The organism is Mesorhizobium sp. WSM4806 (genome assembly GCF_055811635.1).
In genome coordinates, this window is sequence record NZ_JBVVQZ010000003.1 from 317,766 (window position 1) to 337,459 (window position 19,694).

Annotated in this window: 16 protein-coding genes; 12 read left to right on the plus strand and 4 right to left on the minus strand. The window is 63.7% G+C overall.

Going from position 1 to position 19,694, the window contains the following annotated elements:
- Positions 1–62: 62 nt before the first annotated feature.
- Both AC0L2M_RS06955 and AC0L2M_RS06960 read left to right on the plus strand, forming a co-directional pair.
- Positions 63–2,102, plus strand: coding sequence for a 4Fe-4S binding protein (locus AC0L2M_RS06955; RefSeq protein ID WP_287171287.1), 2,040 nt, complete (start codon positions 63–65; stop codon positions 2,100–2,102).
- Between the two features lie 246 nt (positions 2,103–2,348).
- The gene (locus AC0L2M_RS06960; RefSeq protein WP_287171350.1) at positions 2,349–3,584 is read left to right on the plus strand and encodes a GGDEF domain-containing protein; all 1,236 of its coding nucleotides are present in this window, start codon (positions 2,349–2,351) and stop codon (positions 3,582–3,584) included.
- Between the two features lie 9 nt (positions 3,585–3,593).
- On the opposite strand, the gene AC0L2M_RS06965 is transcribed toward AC0L2M_RS06960, so the two are convergent.
- A complete protein-coding gene (locus AC0L2M_RS06965; protein ID WP_473534431.1) occupies positions 3,594–4,880 on the minus strand; it encodes a hypothetical protein in 1,287 nt (428 codons plus the stop codon).
- A 109-nt stretch (positions 4,881–4,989) separates the two neighbouring features.
- On the opposite strand from AC0L2M_RS06965, the gene AC0L2M_RS06970 reads away from it, so the two are divergent.
- Positions 4,990–5,196 (plus strand): DUF6494 family protein, encoded by a 207-nt coding sequence (locus AC0L2M_RS06970; RefSeq protein ID WP_031254328.1) that lies wholly within the window; start codon positions 4,990–4,992, stop codon positions 5,194–5,196.
- 42 nt (positions 5,197–5,238) lie between these two features.
- Here the strand turns inward: AC0L2M_RS06970 and AC0L2M_RS06975 are convergent, their stop codons facing one another.
- Entirely contained in the window at positions 5,239–6,114 is an 876-nt protein-coding gene (locus AC0L2M_RS06975; RefSeq protein ID WP_128166296.1) for a helix-turn-helix transcriptional regulator, read from the minus strand.
- Between the two features lie 100 nt (positions 6,115–6,214).
- Here AC0L2M_RS06975 and AC0L2M_RS06980 point away from each other — a divergent pair, with 100 nt between their 5' ends.
- The 5 genes from AC0L2M_RS06980 to AC0L2M_RS07000 are packed head-to-tail and all read left to right on the plus strand — an operon-like array spanning position 6,215 to position 11,633.
- The gene (locus AC0L2M_RS06980) at positions 6,215–6,907 is read left to right on the plus strand and encodes an ABC transporter permease (protein WP_128173391.1); all 693 of its coding nucleotides are present in this window, start codon (positions 6,215–6,217) and stop codon (positions 6,905–6,907) included.
- Positions 6,908–6,909: 2 nt separating this feature from the next.
- Positions 6,910–7,632, plus strand: a complete 723-nt coding sequence (locus AC0L2M_RS06985) for an ATP-binding cassette domain-containing protein (RefSeq protein ID WP_473534432.1) — start codon at positions 6,910–6,912, stop codon at positions 7,630–7,632.
- An 8-nt stretch (positions 7,633–7,640) separates the two neighbouring features.
- A complete protein-coding gene (locus AC0L2M_RS06990) occupies positions 7,641–8,492 on the plus strand; it encodes an ABC transporter substrate-binding protein (protein WP_473534496.1) in 852 nt (283 codons plus the stop codon).
- A 50-nt stretch (positions 8,493–8,542) separates the two neighbouring features.
- On the plus strand, positions 8,543–9,664 hold the full coding sequence (locus AC0L2M_RS06995; RefSeq protein ID WP_473534433.1) for a molybdopterin-binding protein: 1,122 nt from the start codon (positions 8,543–8,545) through the stop codon (positions 9,662–9,664).
- 7 nt (positions 9,665–9,671) lie between these two features.
- On the plus strand, positions 9,672–11,633 hold the full coding sequence (locus AC0L2M_RS07000) for a molybdopterin biosynthesis protein (protein ID WP_128246308.1): 1,962 nt from the start codon (positions 9,672–9,674) through the stop codon (positions 11,631–11,633).
- 10 nt (positions 11,634–11,643) lie between these two features.
- Here the strand turns inward: AC0L2M_RS07000 and mobA are convergent, their stop codons facing one another.
- Entirely contained in the window at positions 11,644–12,276 is a 633-nt protein-coding gene (gene mobA, locus AC0L2M_RS07005; RefSeq protein ID WP_473534434.1) for a molybdenum cofactor guanylyltransferase MobA, read from the minus strand.
- Complete coding sequence (gene fdhD, locus AC0L2M_RS07010; RefSeq protein ID WP_473534435.1) at positions 12,266–13,156, minus strand: formate dehydrogenase accessory sulfurtransferase FdhD; 891 nt, start codon at positions 13,154–13,156, stop codon at positions 12,266–12,268. The genes mobA and fdhD overlap by 11 nt, the downstream gene beginning before the upstream one ends.
- A gap of 181 nt (positions 13,157–13,337) precedes the next feature.
- Here fdhD and AC0L2M_RS07015 point away from each other — a divergent pair, with 181 nt between their 5' ends.
- The 4 genes from AC0L2M_RS07015 (at position 13,338) to fdhF (ending at position 19,635) form a co-directional block, all read left to right on the plus strand.
- Positions 13,338–14,594, plus strand: coding sequence for a molybdopterin molybdotransferase MoeA (locus tag AC0L2M_RS07015; RefSeq protein WP_023797618.1), 1,257 nt, complete (start codon positions 13,338–13,340; stop codon positions 14,592–14,594).
- Positions 14,595–14,723: 129 nt separating this feature from the next.
- Positions 14,724–14,963 carry a sulfurtransferase TusA family protein gene (locus AC0L2M_RS07020; protein ID WP_031254334.1) on the plus strand — a complete coding sequence of 80 codons (240 nt, stop codon included), beginning with the start codon at positions 14,724–14,726 and terminating at the stop codon, positions 14,961–14,963.
- Positions 14,964–15,170: 207 nt separating this feature from the next.
- Positions 15,171–16,844: an NADH-ubiquinone oxidoreductase-F iron-sulfur binding region domain-containing protein gene (locus AC0L2M_RS07025; protein WP_473477784.1), complete on the plus strand. Its 1,674-nt coding sequence runs from the start codon at positions 15,171–15,173 to the stop codon at positions 16,842–16,844.
- A 1-nt stretch (position 16,845) separates the two neighbouring features.
- Positions 16,846–19,635, plus strand: coding sequence for a formate dehydrogenase subunit alpha (gene fdhF / locus AC0L2M_RS07030; RefSeq protein ID WP_473534436.1), 2,790 nt, complete (start codon positions 16,846–16,848; stop codon positions 19,633–19,635).
- Positions 19,636–19,694 lie beyond the last annotated feature (59 nt).

A 19,694-nucleotide genomic window follows, 5' to 3' on the forward strand; every position in this document is an offset into this window, starting at 1 on the left:
TTATAATACTTCCAGGCAAGAGGCGCTACCGCGTGGACAAGGAAGATGCCACGGGAGTCGGAATGAGCCTGGACAAACCACGCACGGTCCTGGTCTGCTCGTGCGAGCGGAGCATGCCACGCTTCGGCGCCAGCGTCGCCCGCGGATGCAAGGGCGCACGGGTCGAGGCGGGGGACCAGTTCTGCGGCGCGGAACTCGACCGGGTGCGCAGCGCCCTGAGCGGCGGCGAAGCAGTCACCATCAGCTGCACGCAGCAGGCGCCGCTTTTCGGCGACCTCGCCGAGGAACTCGGTTTCGCAGGCGATCTGGTTTTCGCAAACATTCGCGAGACGGGCGGCTGGTCGCAGGATGCTGCTGCTGCCGGCCCGAAAGCGGCGGCTCTGCTCGCCATGGCGGCCGAACCCGCTTCGCCACCCGCGCTGGTTACGCTTTCGAGCAATGGTGTCGTCCTGGTCTATGGCTGCGACGCCACGGCGATCGATGCGGGCCGGCAACTCGCCGAAAAGCTGGACGTCACTGTGTTGCTTAGCCGTCCGCGCGAAATCGCGCCGCACCGGGTCTGGGATTTTCCCGTCTTGCAGGGAACGATCCGGCAAGCGCGCGGCCATCTTGGCGCCTTCGAGCTGACAGTCGACGATTTCGCGGCGCCCAATCCATCTTCGCGCGATCGGCTTGGCTTTGGGATATCGCGGGATGGAGCGGTCTCGAACGCCGACATCATCCTTGATCTCTCCGGCGGGGCTCCGCTTTTCCCTGCTCATGAATTGCGCGACGGCTACGTGAAGGCCGATCCCGGCGATCGCGCCTCCGTCGCCGTTGCGATCGCAACGGCAGCCGATTTGGTTGGCGAGTTCGACAAGCCGCGCTTCATCGATTTCTCCTCCGATCTGTGCGCCCATTCGAGATCGCGCATCACCGGCTGCACACGGTGCCTCGACCTGTGCCCGACTGGGGCGATAACGCCCGCCGGGAACCACGTCGCGATCGATGCGGAAGTATGCGCCGGCTGCGGCAGCTGCGCGGCGGCATGTCCCACGGGCGCTGCCGCCTACGCCGTGCCGGATGCCGAGTCGCTGCTTCGGCGGCTGCGGACGCTTCTTGTCACCTATCGTGAGGCGGGCGGCCTGGATGCGATTGTGCTTTTCCATGATCTCGGCCATGGCGAGCCGCTGATCGACGCACTTGCCCGCTTCGGAGCGGGTCTGCCCGCAAATGTCCTGCCGGTCGCGGTGAACGAGATAACCCAGTTAGGGATCGAGGCGTGGACCGCGCCGGTCGCCTGGGGCGCTTGCGCCGTAAGGGCGCTGTCGTCGGCCAAGCCAAGGCATGAGCTTACCGGAATTGCCGCAAACATCGCAATCGCCAATCTTTTGAGCCGGTCTCTCGGTTATGGCGCGGAGGTCTGCGGATTGATCGAAGTGGACGATCCCGACATACTCGCCTCGGCGCTCGACCTGATTACTCCAGATGTTGCGTCGCGGCGCCCGGCGGCATTCCTGCCGCTCGGCAAGAAGCGCAGCCTGCTGACGAGCACCATGCTCGAGCTCCATCGAGCCGCGCCGACGCCGGTCGACCGGGTGGCGTTGCCTGCTGCAGCTCCGTTCGGCGGCCTGGACGTCAATGTCGACGGCTGCACGCTCTGCCTCTCTTGTGTCTCGGCCTGTCCAACCGGGGCGCTTTCCGACAGCGAACAGCAGCCGGCCCTGTATTTTTCCGAGAGCGCCTGCGTGCAGTGCGGCCTTTGCGCCGCGACCTGCCCGGAGAAGGTCATCACCTTGACGCCGCAGGTGGATTTCCAGGCATGGGGTGCTCGCAGCCGGGTCGTGAAGCAAGAGGAGCCGTACAACTGCATCCGCTGCGCAAAGCCGTTCGGCACAAGGAGCACCGTCGAGCGGATCGTCGCCAAGCTCGAAGGCAAACATTGGATGTTTGCAGGCGAGAACGCACGGCGGCTCGACCTTGTACGGATGTGCGACAATTGCCGCGTCGATGCGGCGATGAATGAGGGCTTCGATCCTTATGCAGGCCCTGGTCGCTCGCCGCCGCGAACCACTGAAGACTATCTGCGGGAGCGCAAGGCCTCGAGCGACAAGGCGGTCTGAGCCCTCGGTCTGAGCCCTCGCTTTGGACTGCCCCTCGACATAGGTCGGGTGCACCGCCTTGCCGGCGTCAAGCGGAGAGCCGGCTTCGAGGGTTGCAATCAACGCGCAAATAAACGGTTTTAGCAATCAAATCTTCAGCATAGCGTGACATGCTTGCCGCTCGGCTGACCACCGGGTGGCTCGAATGGATGTATGGGAAAGGGGGGCCTCAGGGCCCGTCGATTGGTAGATCGAACGCACCTCGACATGCAGGACGATCCTGCCGTCACGGCGGAAGTTGAGCGACTTCTGGCGCAGCGCACGCGCGACATCCGGCTCAAAGGCGAGATCAAGCGCCTGTTTCAGGCACGTGTCTGGTCGCAAACGGCCAAGATCATCCGCGCCTGGATGACATGGGTGGCGTTCCTGGATGTCCTGACGCTGGCGCTCAACCTGGTGATGCTTCCAAGGTCGATCGCGCTATCCATGCTCTTGCCTGGCGCCATCATCCCTCCCGTCGCTGCAGCCGTGGTCCTTGTCTGGCGAAAACGGCGCCCGTCCTGGGTCCAGGGGGTTTCCCTGATCACAGGCATGTTCCTCATCCTGTTGTCGATCGTATTGGTCGGCGCAAGCGCCGGCGGCGAGTTCTACGAACGGCACTTGAACATCATGCTGTTCGTAGCGATTACCGCCATCATCATCTTCGGCGTCCCTCAGGCATGGACCGTGACGGTCGCGGCTTTGGCTCTCGGTCTCTATCTCGTCTTCCAGGTGCAGAACCCGGGCCTTGAGATTGGCAATGCGGTGGCTGCCACGTTGTTTTTTGCCAGCGGCATTCTCGCTACGGTCGCCGCGCGGCGTACGATGACAATTCTGGCTCAGAAGACTTTTCTGTTCGAGCTTCGAGACCGACACAGGGTTGCCGAACTGGCAGAAGCGAACGATCGGCTGGAGCTTCTGGCGAGAACCGATCCGCTGACCGGCGTCGACAATCGGCGCCGGATGACGGAAACGCTCGACCACGTCTGGGGCGGTGGCGGCAAATGCCCCGGCGGCGCCGCCATGCTGATGTGCGACATCGACGACTTCAAGAAGCTCAACGATCGTCTCGGTCATGCCGAGGGCGATCGTTGCCTCATCGAGGTCGCCCGCTTGATCCGGGAGAACGTGAGGCGCGATCGCGATCATGTTGCGCGCTACGGCGGTGAGGAATTTCTCGTGCTGCTTCCAAGTGTGAACGAGCAGGAGGCCGCCATTGTAGCCGAGCGAATTCGCGAGTGTGTGGAAGCTGCTCGTCTTCCTAATCCTGGATCCCGCGTGTCCCGCTATATCACCCTCAGCATCGGCGTGGCGGTCCAGGCGCCGGACCAGGCCATTTCGCCGGAGCAGCTCCAGCGCCAGGCCGATGAAGCACTCTATGTTGCCAAGCAGACTGGCCGCAATCGGGCGGTGTTCCACAGGCTGGAGTCATCGAGCCTTTTGGGCGCTCGGTCGATGCGGTGATGTCGAAGTTCAGTCGGTGCGTGTCTCGGCCTGAAGAAAGCGGATCAGGGCTGCCCGATCCTCGGCATTGCTGATCGTCTGTTCAGGCATCTTGGTGCCGGGGGTGTAGGCGTTCGGACCCAGCTCGAACAGCTCTGACACGGTTTCCGGTGTCCAGACGATGTCCATTTTCCGGAAAGCGGGCGAATAATGGTAACCCGGCACGGACGCTATCTTGCGCCCGAAAATGCCATGCAGCGTCGGCCCGGCTCGATGGCCATCGTTGGGGTCGAGCGTATGGCAGGCAACGCAGGCGCGAAATACTTCTGCGTCCGGATTGCCTGCGTATCTGGCCATCGGATCGGTCCTGCCTGCTGTAGCGGCTCCAAGGCGCTCGCCCGTCTCGACGTTCCATTCCCGCACCAGATGGTCGGCGCCGCCAGCCAGAAGCGTCTTGCCGCCAGCCGCGAACGCAAGCGACCATACCGCCACGCCGGAGGTGTCGAGCGTGCGGATGGTGGAGAGGCTGATGGCGTCCAGCAACAGGATTCCATCTCCGATGCCGGCGACGGCGAGATAGTTCGCGTCTGGGGTGGCGGCGAGAGCAATCACCGGTTTGCCCAAGACCGGAACTTCCAGCTGCACTTTGCCGCGCCGGTCGAGCAGCCGCAGCTGCCCGTCAGCACCTGCGACGAACAGGCGGTCGCCGGACGCTCTTGCTAGCGCGTTGAGCGGCGTCGGCATGATGGCCCGAAGCGGAGCCGCCCCAGCCTGGCTCGGCCAAAAGATGACTGTCGCGTCATAGCCGGCGCTGACGAGGGTTGCGTCCGCCAAGAAGGCGAGCGCATTGACGTTTGCACGATGGCCTTCGAGGACGCGCGCTGGCCCACCGGCAAGCGGCCAGAGCCGGACGGTGGTGTCCCAGGACGCCGAAGCCAGCATCGATCCGTCGGGTGACAGTTCGAGGTCGGCGACAGGCCCGGTGTGGCCCTCCAGGATGCGGGCCGGCTCGCCTCGACCGATTTGCCAGATCGCGATGCGACCATCCGTACCGGCGCTGGCAAAGCGCCCGTTCGGCAATGCAGCGACGGCAGTTACCTCACCTTCATGAAAGAGCAGCACGTCGCGTGCTTCGCCGGTCTCAAGCGACCAGATGATTACCTTGGTATCAAAACTGCCGGTTGCCACCGTCTTTCCGTCCGGCGCCACGGAAATCGCCCGCACCGGACCGCCATGCCCGCGCAGTTCCGCACCATGTGCCGTCGCGCCGGCGAGGAAAACAGCAGCGAGCAAAGCTGTTGCGAGCGTCTTATGCATTGCGCATCATACGTTTCCGTGTTCCGCTGGCGGGCAGCGACTTTGCCGGGGAACAGCATGCGATCGCGACCCGACCAGCCGCACAGTCCAAGCTATTAGAGGCAATCCTATGACTCAAAACATGGAAACCGATGCCTTCAACGTGTCGATGCGCAAGTTCCTGAAGCAGGTCGGCGTCACCTCGCAGCAGGCGATCGAAAAGGCCGTGGCGGATGCGGGACTGAAAGGGCAGGGGCGCCTGACCGTGAGGGCCGTGATCACGGCCGAACGCGCGGGTCTGCACCACGTCGTCGAAGGCGACATCGACCTTGGCTGAACAGGTTCGGCGGTGCGCCCGGCGCTCCATCGACACCCCACATCAATGGAAGAATCGGACCTGCCCGGCCGGGTCGGTGTCATAGCCCGTAAGTTCTGCGGCGCGCTGGGTGAAGCTGTCCTCGGCCATGAGGCGGATCAGCGCCTGGATCGAAGGCTGGAAATAGGTTCGCTGCCGCATCAGCAGATCGAAATTCTCCCACGCCAATGACACGAATTTGAGGCCGGCGGCGCGCGCGGCGGCGCGTGTGGCGATGCCGCAATCGGCCCTGCCGGTCCGGATCGCGGCAGCGAGTTCCGGCCCTGTCAGGCATGGCGGCTCGAGCCGGTTCAACCGCCTCTGGCTGGCGCCGGCGCGGGCGACCAGGACATCCAGCAGCATTTGGGCTCCGGCCCCGACCTGGCGCATCGCGATCTTGGCGCCGCTTTCTAGGACATCGGCCAGGCTGTTGAGCGATCGGGGGTTGCCCGGCGGCAGCAGCAGCCCTTGTTCGCGCCGCGTGAAACCGATCAGCACCGCATCGTGCAGCCGCGGCATGGCGCGCGCGGCCTCCACATTGGGGTCGGCGGCATCACCGTGGAAATGGATCGCCGCAGCGGCAATCTCGCCACGCAAAAGACGCGCAACGCCGCCTGCCGTCCCCTCGGTAAGCGAGGCGAGGCCAGAGCCCGCCTGACGAAGGCTCCATTCAAGCAGGTCGTCCTGGCTGCCGCCGACTATGGGCGGCGGCTCGGGCGCAATCATTCCGTCGGGACGCGCCAATCCCGACAGAACCCACCGGTCGAGCTCGTTACGCGGAAACAGCCATTTGCCCGTCACTTTGCTGCACGGGATGCTGTTTTTGGCGACCAACTCGTAAAGCTTGCGTTCGCCAAGGCGCAAATAGTCTGCGGCTTCTGCAGTCGTCAGCAAATCCATCCTGCAATCTTATGCATATTCCTGCGCAGGTTCAATTGTTTGACGAATGCGGAGTAAATGCAGCAGAAATAGCAGGACGACGCAGCGCAGGTGAAAGGGTATGTCAGAAGGCCTAAATGCATGGCAGCTTATCGCGAGTGGCGACGCGACGCTGATCTCGATAGTGCGGCTTTCGCTGACCATTACCCTGGCCGCCGTTGCAGTTGCGGCCGTCGTGGGACTGCCGCTCGGGGCGTTGCTGGCACTGACCCGTTTTCCGGGACGTTCCGCGCTCGTCGTGCTTGTCAACGGCTTCATGGGCCTGCCGCCCGTAGTCGTCGGCCTGACCGTTTACCTGCTGTTGTCGCGATCAGGGCCGCTCGGCGCGTTCGGCCTGCTGTTCACACCGGCCGCCATGGTCATCGCGCAGGCGCTTCTCGTCCTGCCGATCATCGCGGCTCTGACGCGCCAGACCATCGAGGATTTGTGGCGCGAATATCGCGACGAACTGACGGCGATGGGCGTCGGCCCGACAGGCCGGGTGGCGACGCTCTTGTGGGACAGCCGTTTCAGCCTGATTACCGCAATGCTCGCCGGCTTCGGCCGGGCGGCCGCCGAAGTCGGCACGGTCATGATCGTCGGCGGCAATATCGAGGGCTTTACCCGAACCATGACCACCACGATCGCGCTCGAAACATCAAAGGGAGACCTGCCGCTCGCGATCGGGCTCGGCGTCATCCTGATCGGCCTCATTCTTGCCATTAATGCCGCTGCCTGGGGCCTGCGATTGTGGTCGGAGCAACGGGTGGCTTGATGATGCGGGCCGCGCTAACCGACCTTCCTCTCGTTCTGGACCGGGTCTCGCTCAGCGCCGGCGCCACGACCATGCTCGACCGCCTGAACCTGGCGATTACTCCCGGTGCGCCGACACTGGTGCTCGGTCCCAATGGCGCGGGCAAGACGTCACTGCTTCGGGTTTGCATGGGACTCGCCGCGCCTTCCGCAGGAACTGTGAGCTGGGGTGGGCGCACCGATCGCGGCCTCGGGCGCCGGGCAATGCTGCTCCAGAAACCGGTGATGCTGCGCCGCTCCGTCGCCGCCAACGTGGTTTACGCACTGGCGCAAGCTGGCTGTCCGCGCCATCGTCGCGCGGCACGCACCGAGGAACTTCTCGATCGTGTGGGCCTTCTGGGCCTGGCGGCCCGACCTGCGCGGCGCTTGTCCGGCGGCGAGCAACAGCGCGTGGCGCTTGCCCGCGCACTGGCGCGCGAACCCGAGATCCTGCTGCTCGATGAGCCCACCGCCAGCCTTGATCCCGCTGCAACCCGCCATGTCGAGGAGATCATCCTGATGGCCTCCCAATCGGGTACCAAGATCGTCATGGCTTCGCACGATCTCGGCCAGGTGCGACGGCTCGCGGGAGATGTCGTCTTCCTCGTTTGCGGCCGACTGTGCGAGCACGCCAGCGCCGGTGATTTTTTCGATCGCCCCGCATCCGCAGAAGCTGCCGCCTTTATCCATGGGGAACTCGTGCTTTGACCGCGGAAATGGAGCTTCCAGTGCTGAACCGTCGACTGTTTACCGCAATTGCGATCATTTTGACTTTCCTCGCTTCCAGCGGCGCATCGGCCAGCGCACAGGAACAGTCGATCGTGGTGGCCTCGACGACGTCGACACGGGATTCCGGCCTTTTCGACCACATACTGCCTTTGTTCACCACAAGGACCGGAATCGAGGTGAAGGTGGTCGCGCAGGGAACCGGCCAGGCCCTCGACGCCGGCCGCCGGGGAGACGCAGACGTGGTCTTCGTCCATGCCAGGGAGCAGGAGGAGAAATTCGTCGAGCAAGGTTTTGGCGTGAAACGCTTCGATGTGATGTACAATGATTTCGTCCTGATCGGGCCCAGAGGCGACCCGGCCGGCATCAAGGGTTCGCCGGATATCGCAGTCGCCTTGACATCGATCCAGAGCAAAAAAGCTGTTTTTGTTTCCCGCGGCGACAAATCCGGAACCCACTTTGCTGAACTCGGACTCTGGAAGGCGGCAGGTGTCGATATCGCGGCGGTGGGGGACCACTGGTACAAGGAGATAGGGCAGGGCATGGGCGCTGCGCTCAACACAGCCAGCGCCATGGATGCCTATGTGCTTTCCGATCGCGCCACATGGTTGGCGTTCAAGAACCGCGGCGAACTGGAGATCGTGGTCGAAGGCGATAAAAGGCTGTTCAACCAGTACGGTGTCATGCTGGTGAATCCCGCGAGGCACCCGAGCGTCAAGGCTGAACCCGGCCAACGCTTCATAGATTGGCTGATCTCGCCTGAAGGACAGCAGGCGATCGGCGAATACAATATTGACGGCCAGCAACTGTTCTTCCCGAACGCTGAGCAGAAGCGCTCCTGAAGTCGGTTGCAAAGCGGGTTGCATCTGCCCCATCATCGGACATGATGAGAATGCAGCCTTCCGTCGGCGCGCTGACCGGTCTCGAAGCGGCTCTCGCCGCACTCCTCGACGGAGTGGAGCCGGTTGCGCCCACTCTTTTGCCGCTTGACCAGACGCTTGGGAAGATAGGCGCCGCCATGCCGCCCCGGGCACGCGCGCAGCCCATCCGCGACACCGCAAGGACAGATGGCTGGGCGTGCCGCGCGCTCGATCTTGCCGGTGCGTCGGCCTATTCGCCGCTGCCGCTGACGGCAATGCCGGTCTGGATAGAGGCAGGCGGCGCCATGCCGGAGGGATGCGATTGCGTTCTCGATGCCGATCTCATCGATTGCAGCGGCCCGATGCCCCAGGCGCTCGATGAAGCGGCACCGGGCCAGGGCGTGCGACGCGCCGGCGAGGACATGGCGGCGGGCCGACCGCTGATCATTGCAGGGAACAGGCTGTCGGCCGCTGACCTCCTGACAGTGCGAAGCGCAGGGATTGGTGAAATTGCGGTGCGGATGCCGCAGGTGCACCTGATCGATGTCGCCGCCCCGACGAGCGATACTTTCACGGCGCATTTTATCGCCGACCTTGCAAGAGCCTCTGGCGCGACCGTATTCGATATCGAAACGGTTGCGCGCGACGCCAGATCCGTCGCCCAGGCGCTTGGCAATCCAGCCGGCGATTTGATCATCCTGATTGGAGGCACTGGTGCGGGGCGCGCCGACGCTACCGCCGACGCGCTTGCCGCGCGTGGGGCGCTCATCGCCCACAACATAGCGCTACAGCCCGGCCGAACCGCGGCGATCGGACGGCTCGATGCGGTCCCGATCATTGCTCTGCCCGGCGCGCCCGATCAGGCTCTTGCCGCCTTTCTGGCGCTGGTTCAGCCGGCTATCGATCGCCTGACGGACAGGAGCGCCCGGCGACAGACGGTCCTGGCGCTGGAGCGGAAAATCTCGTCCACGGTCGGACTGGCCGAGATCGTCCTGCTGAACCAGCAACAAGACAGATGGCGGCCGCTTGCGATAGGAGATTTTTCGCTGGAGGCGATCCGCCTGGCGGATGCATGGCTTGCCATTCCAGGGGGCAGTGAGGGTTGGGCCGCGGGAACACCTGTCGGCGCCTTTGTGTTCGACGATCCCAGATGAGTCGGTGATGACCAGATCCACCCGCCCAGATACCGGCCAGGAGCATACCGGCCAGGAGCAGTTCCTGACGGTCCTGTCGCGCGACGAGGCGCTCGCCCGTTTCGAGGCGGTGCTATTTCCCAGGACGACCCCGACCGAAGAACTGATGCTGGCGGATGCGCTTGGGCTGCCGCTTGCCGATGATGTCACGGCTCCGATCGACGTGCCGCCCTTCGACCGTTCGAACGTCGATGGTTTTGCCGTGCGCGCCGCCGACATCGCCACCGCGTCGGAGGCGCTTCCTGCCAGGCTCCTGCTCAACCGCGAAACCATCGCCTGCGGTGTCGCCCCGCAAATCCCTGTGCTCGCAGGCACCGCCACCTCGATCGCGACGGGCGGGCCGGTGCCGCGCGGCGCCGATGCCATCGTCATGGTGGAGCACACACACCCAGCCGAAGGCGATGCCATCGAGGTCAGGCGCGGAGCCTCGCCCGGCCAGTTCATCTCGCATGCCGGATCCGACATTGCCCGCGGTGAGGTTCTGCTGCGCGCCGGAACGGTGATCGGCTCGCGTGAAATCGGCATGCTTGCCGCCTGTGGAATTGCGCTGGTGACGGTGGCGCGCAAGCTGCGGGTGGCGGTTTTGTCGACCGGCGACGAACTTGTCCAACCAGGCGACACCCTGCGACCCGCCGGCATTTACGACGCCAATGGCGCAATCGTCAGCGCCGCGATAACCGAAAATGGCGGCCAGGCGAGCTTTCTCGGCGCCTATCCGGATGACGAAGCCACACTCGAAGCCGCCATGCGCGAGGCGCTGGCGGCGCATGACGTGCTGATACTGTCGGGTGGGACGTCCAAGGGCGCGGGTGATGTCAGCCACCGCATCGTGAACCGTCTCGGCGCGCCCGGCATCGTTGCCCATGGCGTGGCGCTGAAGCCGGGAAAGCCGCTTTGCCTCGCCGTCTGCGACGGCAAGCCGGTCGTCGTGCTGCCGGGATTCCCGACTTCGGCCATGTTCACCTTCCATGACATGATCGTACCCGTGCTGCGCCGCATGGCGGGCCTGCCGCCTCGGACCGAAGCGAAGGTCGCTGCAAAGGTCCCACTGCGCATTCAGTCCGAACTCGGCCGCACGGAGTTCGTGATGGTATCGCTGGTCGAGGGTGAGCAGGGGCTGGTCGCCTATCCCACCGGCAAGGGCTCGGGGGCGATAACGTCCTTTGCCCAGGCCGACGGCTTCATCAGCATCGAAGCTCTAGCCGACAATATGCCTGCCGGAAGCGAGGCGTCGGTGACGCTGTTCACCCCGCACGTTCGTGTTCCCGATCTCGTGGTGATCGGCAGCAACTGCACCGGCCTCGATCTTGTCGTGGGCATTCTGTTTCGCGCCGGCCTGACGGTGCGGTCCATCGCGGTCGGCAGCCTGGGCGGCCTGGCCGCGGCCAGGCGAGGCGAGTGCGATATCGCGCCCATCCACCTCTTCGATGCCAAGACGCAAAGCTACAATGCGCCGTTCCTGAGCGAAGGCCTCGAACTCGTGCAGGGATGGCGACGCATGCAGGGCATCGTCTACCGCCCGGGCGACCTGCGCTTCCAGGGGACCGACCCAGAGGAGGCGGTGCGAGCCGCACTCGCCGATCCCAATTGCATGATGGTCAACCGCAACCAGGGCTCGGGCACGCGCATCCTGATCGACCAACTGCTTGGTGCCGCGCGCCCCGACGGATATTGGAACCAGCCCCGCTCGCACAATGCCGTCGCGGCGGCCGTGGCGCAGAACCGAGCCGACTGGGGCGTCACCATTGCGCCGGTGGCGCGCTCAGCCGGGCTCGGCTTCATTGCGCTGAAGGAAGAGCATTATGATTTCGCGCTGGTCTCTGCCCGCAAACAGCGACCCGCGGTGCAGGCCTTCCTAACCGCGCTCGCTTCGCCTGAATTCAACGAGGCGGTCGAGCGCATGGGTTTTACCCGCCCTGGCCAAGTGTGAGATATCCGGGTTAAGGGTCGGCAAAGTGCCCAACCAGCCATTCGGCCTCGGCAAAATCTTCGACCGTGTTGACATTGAAGAAGGGATCCACCGGCTTGTCCGGCCAGGACTGGGTTGCAACCTTGTAGCGAGCTGTCCACAGGTCGATCTTGCGAACGCCCTCTTCGACCAGTGCATGGCGTAGCGCATCTCGCATCGCCACTTGCCACAGCCCGATGACAGGATGCGTCCGACCCGCTGACATCGCCACCGCCAGATCCGCAGCTTTCGCCATGCGCGCCCGATGCAGCCGTTCGACGAGGTCGCGCGGCAAGAAAGGACAGTCCGCTGCGACGCTGACGATCCATTCGACATCGGGCCTGTTCGCCGCGGTCCAGTCGAGGCCCGCAAGCACGCCGGCAAGCGGGCCCGGATAATTCTCGACCGGGTCGGCGACGACTGGTAGGCGAAAGCGGTCGAAGCGGGCAGGGTCGCCATTGGCGTTCAGCAACAGCCCGTCGCATTGCGGGCTGAGGCGCTCGAGGACACGCTCGAGGATGGTGAGTCCGTCGATCCGACGCATCGATTTGTCGCCACCGCCCATGCGCCGGGCGAGCCCGCCGGCGAGAACGACGCCCAGGGTCGGCACCTTCTCATTCGCCATCGTCGGCTCCCTTGCGTCTGTGACGCGGTGCTTCCTCGTCGACGGAAGCGAGGTCCTGGTCGAAGACGATGCGGTCCGCGCCCGATAGCACGGCGAACCGCTTGCCGCGCGCCCGACCGACCAGCGTCAGGCCGGCCTGACGCGCCAGATCTACTCCCCAGGCGGTGAAACCCGAGCGCGAGACGAGGATCGGAATGCCCATTCGAACCGTCTTGATCGTCATTTCCGACGTCAGCCTGCCCGTCGTGTAAAGGATCTTGTCAGCGGCATCGATGCCGTGGCGATACATCCAGCCGGCGATCTTGTCGACGGCGTTGTGGCGCCCGACGTCCTCCATGTAGCAGATCGGCGTGCCTTCGTTGCAAAGCACGCAGCCATGAATCGCGCCCGCTTCAAGATAGAGCGACGGCGTCGTGTTGATCGTGCGGGTCATTTGGTAAAGCCAGGAGGTGTGCAGCGCGGCTGGCGGCAGAGTGATATCGAGCGCCTCGAGAAGATCGCCGAAAGCGGTCCCCTGCGCGCAGCCTGAAGTCTGCGTCCGTTTTCTAAGCTTCTGCTCGTAATTTGTGTTGCGCTCGGTACGGACGACCACGACCTGCACGTCGTCGTCATATTCGACCTCGGTTACGACGTCGTCAGATTTGAGCATGTTCTGATTGAGCAGGTAGCCCAGCGCCAGATATTCGGGATAGTCGCCGATCGTCATCATCGTGACGATCTCCTGGGCATTCAGATAGAGCGTCAGCGGGCGTTCAACGGGGACGCGGATTTGAATAGCGGCGCCCGTATGATCGATGCCGCTGACCTGTTCGGTCAATCGGATGTCATCCGGGCTCGGCATGATGATGGCGGGGTCTGGTCGGGTTTTCATCTGTTGCATGGCGCTCTCTTGAAATTGCAATCCCGCTCGCCGGAGTGGACGCGTTACCTCCGGCTTGACCTGCACTATATAGCCTGTTCAAACCGATGCCGGTCCACAAAAGCGCGCACAGGCGCAGACTGGGCTTGCCGGATGGCGCCGAGCTGCCGGCTCGGCCAGATCCATAGAGGCTGAAGGCTCGATGGCGCAACTTTCAGATGACTGCTTCGCTTTCGGCGGCCCGATGCGATCGCTCGATGATACAGCCGCACTGATTGCTTCACGGCTGACCGTTGTCGACGAGACCGAAACCGTCCAGCTGGCGATTGCCGATGGGCGCGTCCTGGCGAGTGATCTGGTGGCGCCGCTGCCCCTGCCGCCTTTCACCAACTCAGCCGTCGACGGCTATGCACTGCGCGGCGACGACCTGCCGGGAACCGTTGAAAAAGCCTTGCCGGTGAGCGGCAGGATCCAGGCTGGGATGGCGCCGGATCGGCACGCCGCGCCCGGACAAGCCATACGCATCTTCACCGGCGCTCCGCTGCCGGAGGGGGCAGACACGGTCTACATGCAGGAAGATGTCCGTGTCGACGATACCGGCAGGGTCATTCTTCCGCCCGGCCTGAAAAGAGGAGCCAACGTGCGGCCGGCGGGCGAGGACGTCGCAGCAGGCAAGGTGGTCCTGCAGGCCGGCCAGCGCATGCGCCCGCAGGATGTTGCGCTCGCCGCGGCGCTCGGCATGACGCAGATCGATGTGCGGCGCAAAGTTCGCGTCGCGATCTTCTCGACCGGCAACGAGATCGTCGCGCCGGGAAAGGTCCGGGGACCGGCCCAGCTTTTCGATTCGAACCGCTTCATGCTGATGGCCATGCTGGCAAGATTGGGCTGCGAGACCACCGATTTGGGCATTCTGATCGACGACAGCAGGCTGATCGCGGATGTGCTGAGCAAGGCTGCGCCAGGACAGGACCTGATCCTGGCGTCCGGCGGGGTCTCGACCGGGGAGGCCGACTGCGTCAAGGCCGCCGTCGAGAGTGTGGGCACCCTGGTCTTCTGGCGGGTGGCCATAAAACCCGGCCGCCCAGTCGCCATGGGGGTGATCCGGGGAACAGCCTTCATTGGGCTGCCCGGCAATCCGGTGGCGAGCTTCGTCACATTCGCCCATATTGCGCGCGCCGCGATCTTTGCACTGGCCGGCGCACGGCAGCAGCCACCAATTTCGCGGCCGGTGCGGGCCGCCTTCTCCTACCGCAAAAAGCCGGGGCGACGCGAATATGTGCGGGTAAGCCTGCGTGGGACGCAGGATGGCACATATGAAGCCGTCAAATTCCCGCGCGAGGGCGCTGGCATGCTGTCTTCTTTGGTTCAAACGCACGGCCTTGTCGAACTCGGCGAGGAAATAGCCGAGGTCGAGCCGGGCCAGACCGTTCAGTTCCTTGCCTATTCGGACCTGTATTGACGAACGCCGTCGAGCCGGTGGGCATGCAGTATGCCAAAATGCGGTGCGACGACCTGGCCGCTCTCAACTGCAGTATACCCTGGGTCGGCGCGTTGACGACCGGTAAGCGGTCCGCCATGGTGCGCCACCATGACGACGAGACAGCTCGATCTGACGGGATTGAAATGTCCCTTGCCGGCGCTGAAAACCCGCAAGGCGCTCAGCGGCATAAGCCCAGGCGAGCGCCTTGAGGTCCGTTGCACCGATCCGCTGGCAGCCATAGACATTCCCAATCTGATCAACGAAATGGGCGACCGCCTGGAGGCGATGCAACGGCAGGGAGACCACATCGTTTTCTTGATCGAGAAGGCGCAAGCTGCCCCGGTATAGGCCGTGCGACAAATCAGGGCGCAGATCAGTTCTGTCGCGGCGCCCCGGCCATGCTAAAATTGTCAAACCGGCATTTGGTTCAACTTGTCTGCCAAGTCGATTTGTGTGCCAAATCCTTGATCCAAGGTGCGCCGGGCTGAGGGAGCTCACAACCACATTGGTGGCGGGAGCCGCCTTCCTCAGACGAAGGGTCCGGGAGGAGAGAGGATGACAATGCAGCAACGGCGATCTCCCGATCGCGGACCCAAAGGGCGGGCGCTGGATGATGTTGCCCTGGCCGAGGTCCGGGAACTTCTTGGCCATCGCGAACGGCGCCGGGATCTGTTGATCGAATTCCTGCATCTGATCCAGGACCGCTACGGTTGTCTGTCGGCCGCGCATCTGCGCGCGCTGGCCGAAGACATGCGCCTGTCCCAGGTGGAGGTTTACGAGGTCGCCACCTTCTACGACCATTTCGATATCGTCAGGGAAGGCGAGGCGAGGCCCGCGCCGCTGACAATCCGGGTGTGCGAATCGATAAGCTGCATGCTGGCGGGCGCCGAGCACCTGATTGGCGAACTGGCCGCCAAGGCCGACCCGAAGACGGTCCGCGTCATGCGTGCGCCCTGCATGGGCCGCTGCGCCACAGCGCCCGCGGCGCGCATTGGCGACCGTGAGGTCGACCAAGCCAGCAGCCATATCCTCATCGATCTGGCTCGCTCGGGCGATACGAAGGTTGTCGTGCCCGATTATGTTGGCCTTGATGCCTATCGGGCCGCTGGCGGCTATCAGCTTTTCCGGAAGGTGAAGGCGGGCGAGACCGGCATTGACGCCATCATCGACACCATGGAGCACGCCGGTCTGCGCGGTCTCGGCGGCGCCGGCTTTCCGGCCGGCAAGAAATGGAGCTTCGTGCGTGGCTATCCAGGGCCGCGGCTGATGTCGATCAATGGCGACGAAGGCGAACCTGGCACTTTCAAGGACCGCATCTATCTTGAAAAGGATCCGCACCGCACCTTCGAAGGCGCGCTGATCGCCGCCCACGCGGTCGAGGCCGAGCGCATCTATTTCTACATGCGCGACGAATACCCTGCCGTGCTCGCCATTTTGCGCGCCGAGATCGCGGCGCTCGAGGCAGCCGGCATCGTCAAGCCCGGTTTCATCGACCTGCGGCGCGGCGCCGGCGCCTATATTTGCGGCGAGGAAAGCGCGATGCTGGAAAGCATCGAGGGCAAGCGCGGCATGCCCCGTCACCGGCCTCCCTATATTGCCGAAGTCGGACTTTTCGGACGCCCGACACTCAACCACAATGTCGAGACGCTGTGGTGGATTCGCGACATCGTCGAGAAGGGACCCGATTGGTTCGCCGCGCAGGGCAAGCCCGGCCATCAGGGAATTCGCTCCTGGTCGGTTTCCGGACATGTGAAGGAGCCGGGCGTCAAGCTGGCCCCGGCCGGCGTCACCGTGCGCGAACTGATCGAGGATTATTGCGGCGGCATGGCAGACGGGCATGAATTCAAGGCCTATCTGCCAGGTGGAGCCTCGGGCGGCATCCTTCCGGCGTCGATGGGCGACATTGAACTCGATTTCGGCGGCGAACTCGCCAAACAGGGCGCCTTTGTCGGCTCACATGCGGTGGTCGTGCTTTCGCAAGCCGACAACATCAGGGATGTGACCCTCAATCTCATGAATTTCTTCAAACATGAGAGTTGCGGGAAATGCACGCCGTGCCGGGAAGGAACCGAAAAGCTGGTAACGCTCTTGAAAGAGAAGGGCGTGCCGAATGAGACGGCGATGCGCGACCTTGAAACAGTGATGCGCGATTCCTCCATCTGCGGTCTCGGCCAGGCGGCGCCCAATCCGGTCAATCACCTTTTGACGCATTTTAGGGATGATCTTTGAAATGGCAGATGGCGTCATATTCACCCTCGACGGCAAAACGGTCACAGCCGCTGACGACGAGACGATCTGGGACGTTGCAAAGCGCGAAGGCACCAGGATCCCGCATCTGTGCCATGTCGACATGCCCGGCTATCGGCCAGACGGCAATTGCCGCGCCTGCATGGTTGATGTCGAGGGCGAACGGGTGCTTGCCGCCTCCTGCATCCGCAAGCCTTCCGCCGGAATGGTGGTGAAGACGAATACCGAACGGGCTACGAAATCGCGCCAGATGGTGTTCGAGCTGCTCGCCAGCAACATGCGGCCGGCGGCCGACGGTCCGGATCAGCAGTCGATGTTCTGGCAGTGGGCTGGTTCGATGGGCATTTCCGGCGGTCGCTACAGCTCGAAATTCGCCACGGATGATGTTCGGCCAGAATTCGACATCACGAATCCCGCCATTGCCGTCAATCTCGATTCCTGCATCACTTGCGGCGCCTGTGTCCGGGCCTGCCGCGAAGTCCAGGTCAACGATGTGATCGGCATGGCCGAGCGCGGCAATCACTCGCTTCCCGTCTTCGACATGCACGATCCGATGGGCCTGTCGACCTGTGTCACCTGCGGTGAATGCGTGCAGGCCTGCCCGACCGGCGCGCTCTACGAAAAGTCGCTGATGGATGAGGCAGGCAAGACCCGGGTCATCCAGGAATTCGACAAGGTCGTCGACACGCTGTGCCCGTTCTGTGGCGTCGGTTGCCAGACCAGCGTTGCGGTCAAGGACAACAGAATAGTCCAGGTCGATGGCCGCAATGGCTATGCCAACGAGAACCGGCTCTGCGTCAAGGGTCGTTTCGGCTTCGATTATGCGATGTCGCCTGAACGGCTGACCAAGCCGCTGATCCGCCGCGACGATGCGCCGAAGTCGGGCGATGCCGATATGCGCGGCGTCGATCCGCTGACCGTTTTTCGCGAGGCTAGCTGGGAAGAGGCGCTCGCGCGCGCCGCCGGCGGGCTGAAGACGATCCTCAGGGATCATGGCGGGCAGGCGCTGGCCGGTTTCGGCTCGGCGAAAGGCTCGAACGAAGAGGCCTATCTGTTCCAAAAACTGGTGCGCCAGGGTTTTGGCACCAACAATGTCGACCATTGCACGCGGCTTTGCCACGCATCTTCGGTGGCGGCGCTGATGGAAGGCGTCGGTTCGGGTGCGGTTTCGGCGCCCTTCAACGACGCGCTGAAGGCCGAATGCATCATCGTCATCGGCGCACGGCCGACCACCAACCATCCGGTCGCCGCGACCTATTTCAAGCAGGCGGCCAAGCGCGGCGCCAAGCTGATCGTCATGGACCCGCGCGGCCAGGACCTGATGCGCCATGCGTCGCATTCGCTGCGATTCAAGGCTGGCAGCGACGTCGCCATGCTGAACGCGTTGATCCACGTCATCGTCGAGGAAAAGCTCTACGACGAGCAATATATCCAGGCCAACGCTTCCGGATTCGAGGCCCTGAAGGCCAAGGTGAAGGATTTTTCGCCCGAGGCGATGGCCGAGGTCTGCGGCATCGAGGCGAGCGTGCTGCGCGACGTCGCCCGCACCTACGCGACCGCCGAGCGGTCGATCATCTTTTGGGGCATGGGGATTTCCCAGCACACACACGGAACCGATAATGCGCGCTGCCTTATCGCTCTGGCGCTGATCACCGGACATGTCGGCCGGCCGGGAACAGGCCTGCACCCACTGCGCGGCCAGAACAACGTGCAGGGCGCATCCGATGCCGGGCTCATCCCGATGTATTTCCCCGACTATAAATCGGTCGAGAACATCGACATCCGCGGCGCATACGAGAACTTTTGGGGTCAGACGCTGGACCCGAAACGCGGCCTGACGGTCGTCGAAATCATCGACGCCATCCATGACGGCGAAATCAAGGGCATGTACATACTGGGCGAGAACCCGGCCATGTCCGATCCGGACCAGACCCATGCCCGGCAAGCACTGGCCATGCTCGACCATCTCGTAGTGCAGGACATCTTCCTGACCGAGACCGCCTGGCACGCCGATGTGGTGCTGCCGGCCTCGGCGCATGCCGAAAAGCTCGGCACATACACCAACACCAACCGGCAAGTGCAAATCGGCCGGCCGGCGCTCGACATGCCGGGCGAAGCGCGCCAGGATTGGGAACTGATTGTCGAACTGGCGAGGCGCATCGGTCTGGACTGGAATTACGGCCATGTCTCGGATGTTTATGCGGAAATGGCGGCCGTGATGCCGTCCTTGAAACATATCTCCTGGGACCGCATCGAGCGCGAAGGTTCGGTGATCTATCCGGCCGACGGTCCCGAAAAGCCCGGCAATGAGATCATCTTCTCGTCCGGATTCCCGACCGCGGACGGACGCGGCCGCATCGTGCCGGCCGATTTGCTGCCGCCTGACGAAGTGCCCGATGAAGAGTTTCCACTGGTGCTCACCACCGGCCGCCTACTCGAGCATTGGCACACCGGCTCGATGACCCGCCGGGCGGGCGTGCTGGACGCGATCGAACCACAAGGCATCGCTGCGATGAACCCTTATGAGATCAAGCGGCACGGCCTGCGCCAAGGAGAGATGATTGCGGTCGAGACCCGGCGCGGGACGGTAGACGCCATCCTGCGCGCCGACCGGGAGGTCGCCGACGGTATGGTGTTCATGCCGTTCTGCTTCAACGAAAGTCCGGCCAACATGCTCACCAATCCGATGCTGGACCCCTACGGCAAGATCCCGGAGTTCAAATACTGCGCCGCGCGAATTGCGCCGGCGGCGAGGGCCGAAGCTGCCGAATAAACCAGTACCGCGCGCCATCTGTGAACGGTTGCCAGCTGCCGCCCGCCACGGGGTAATCC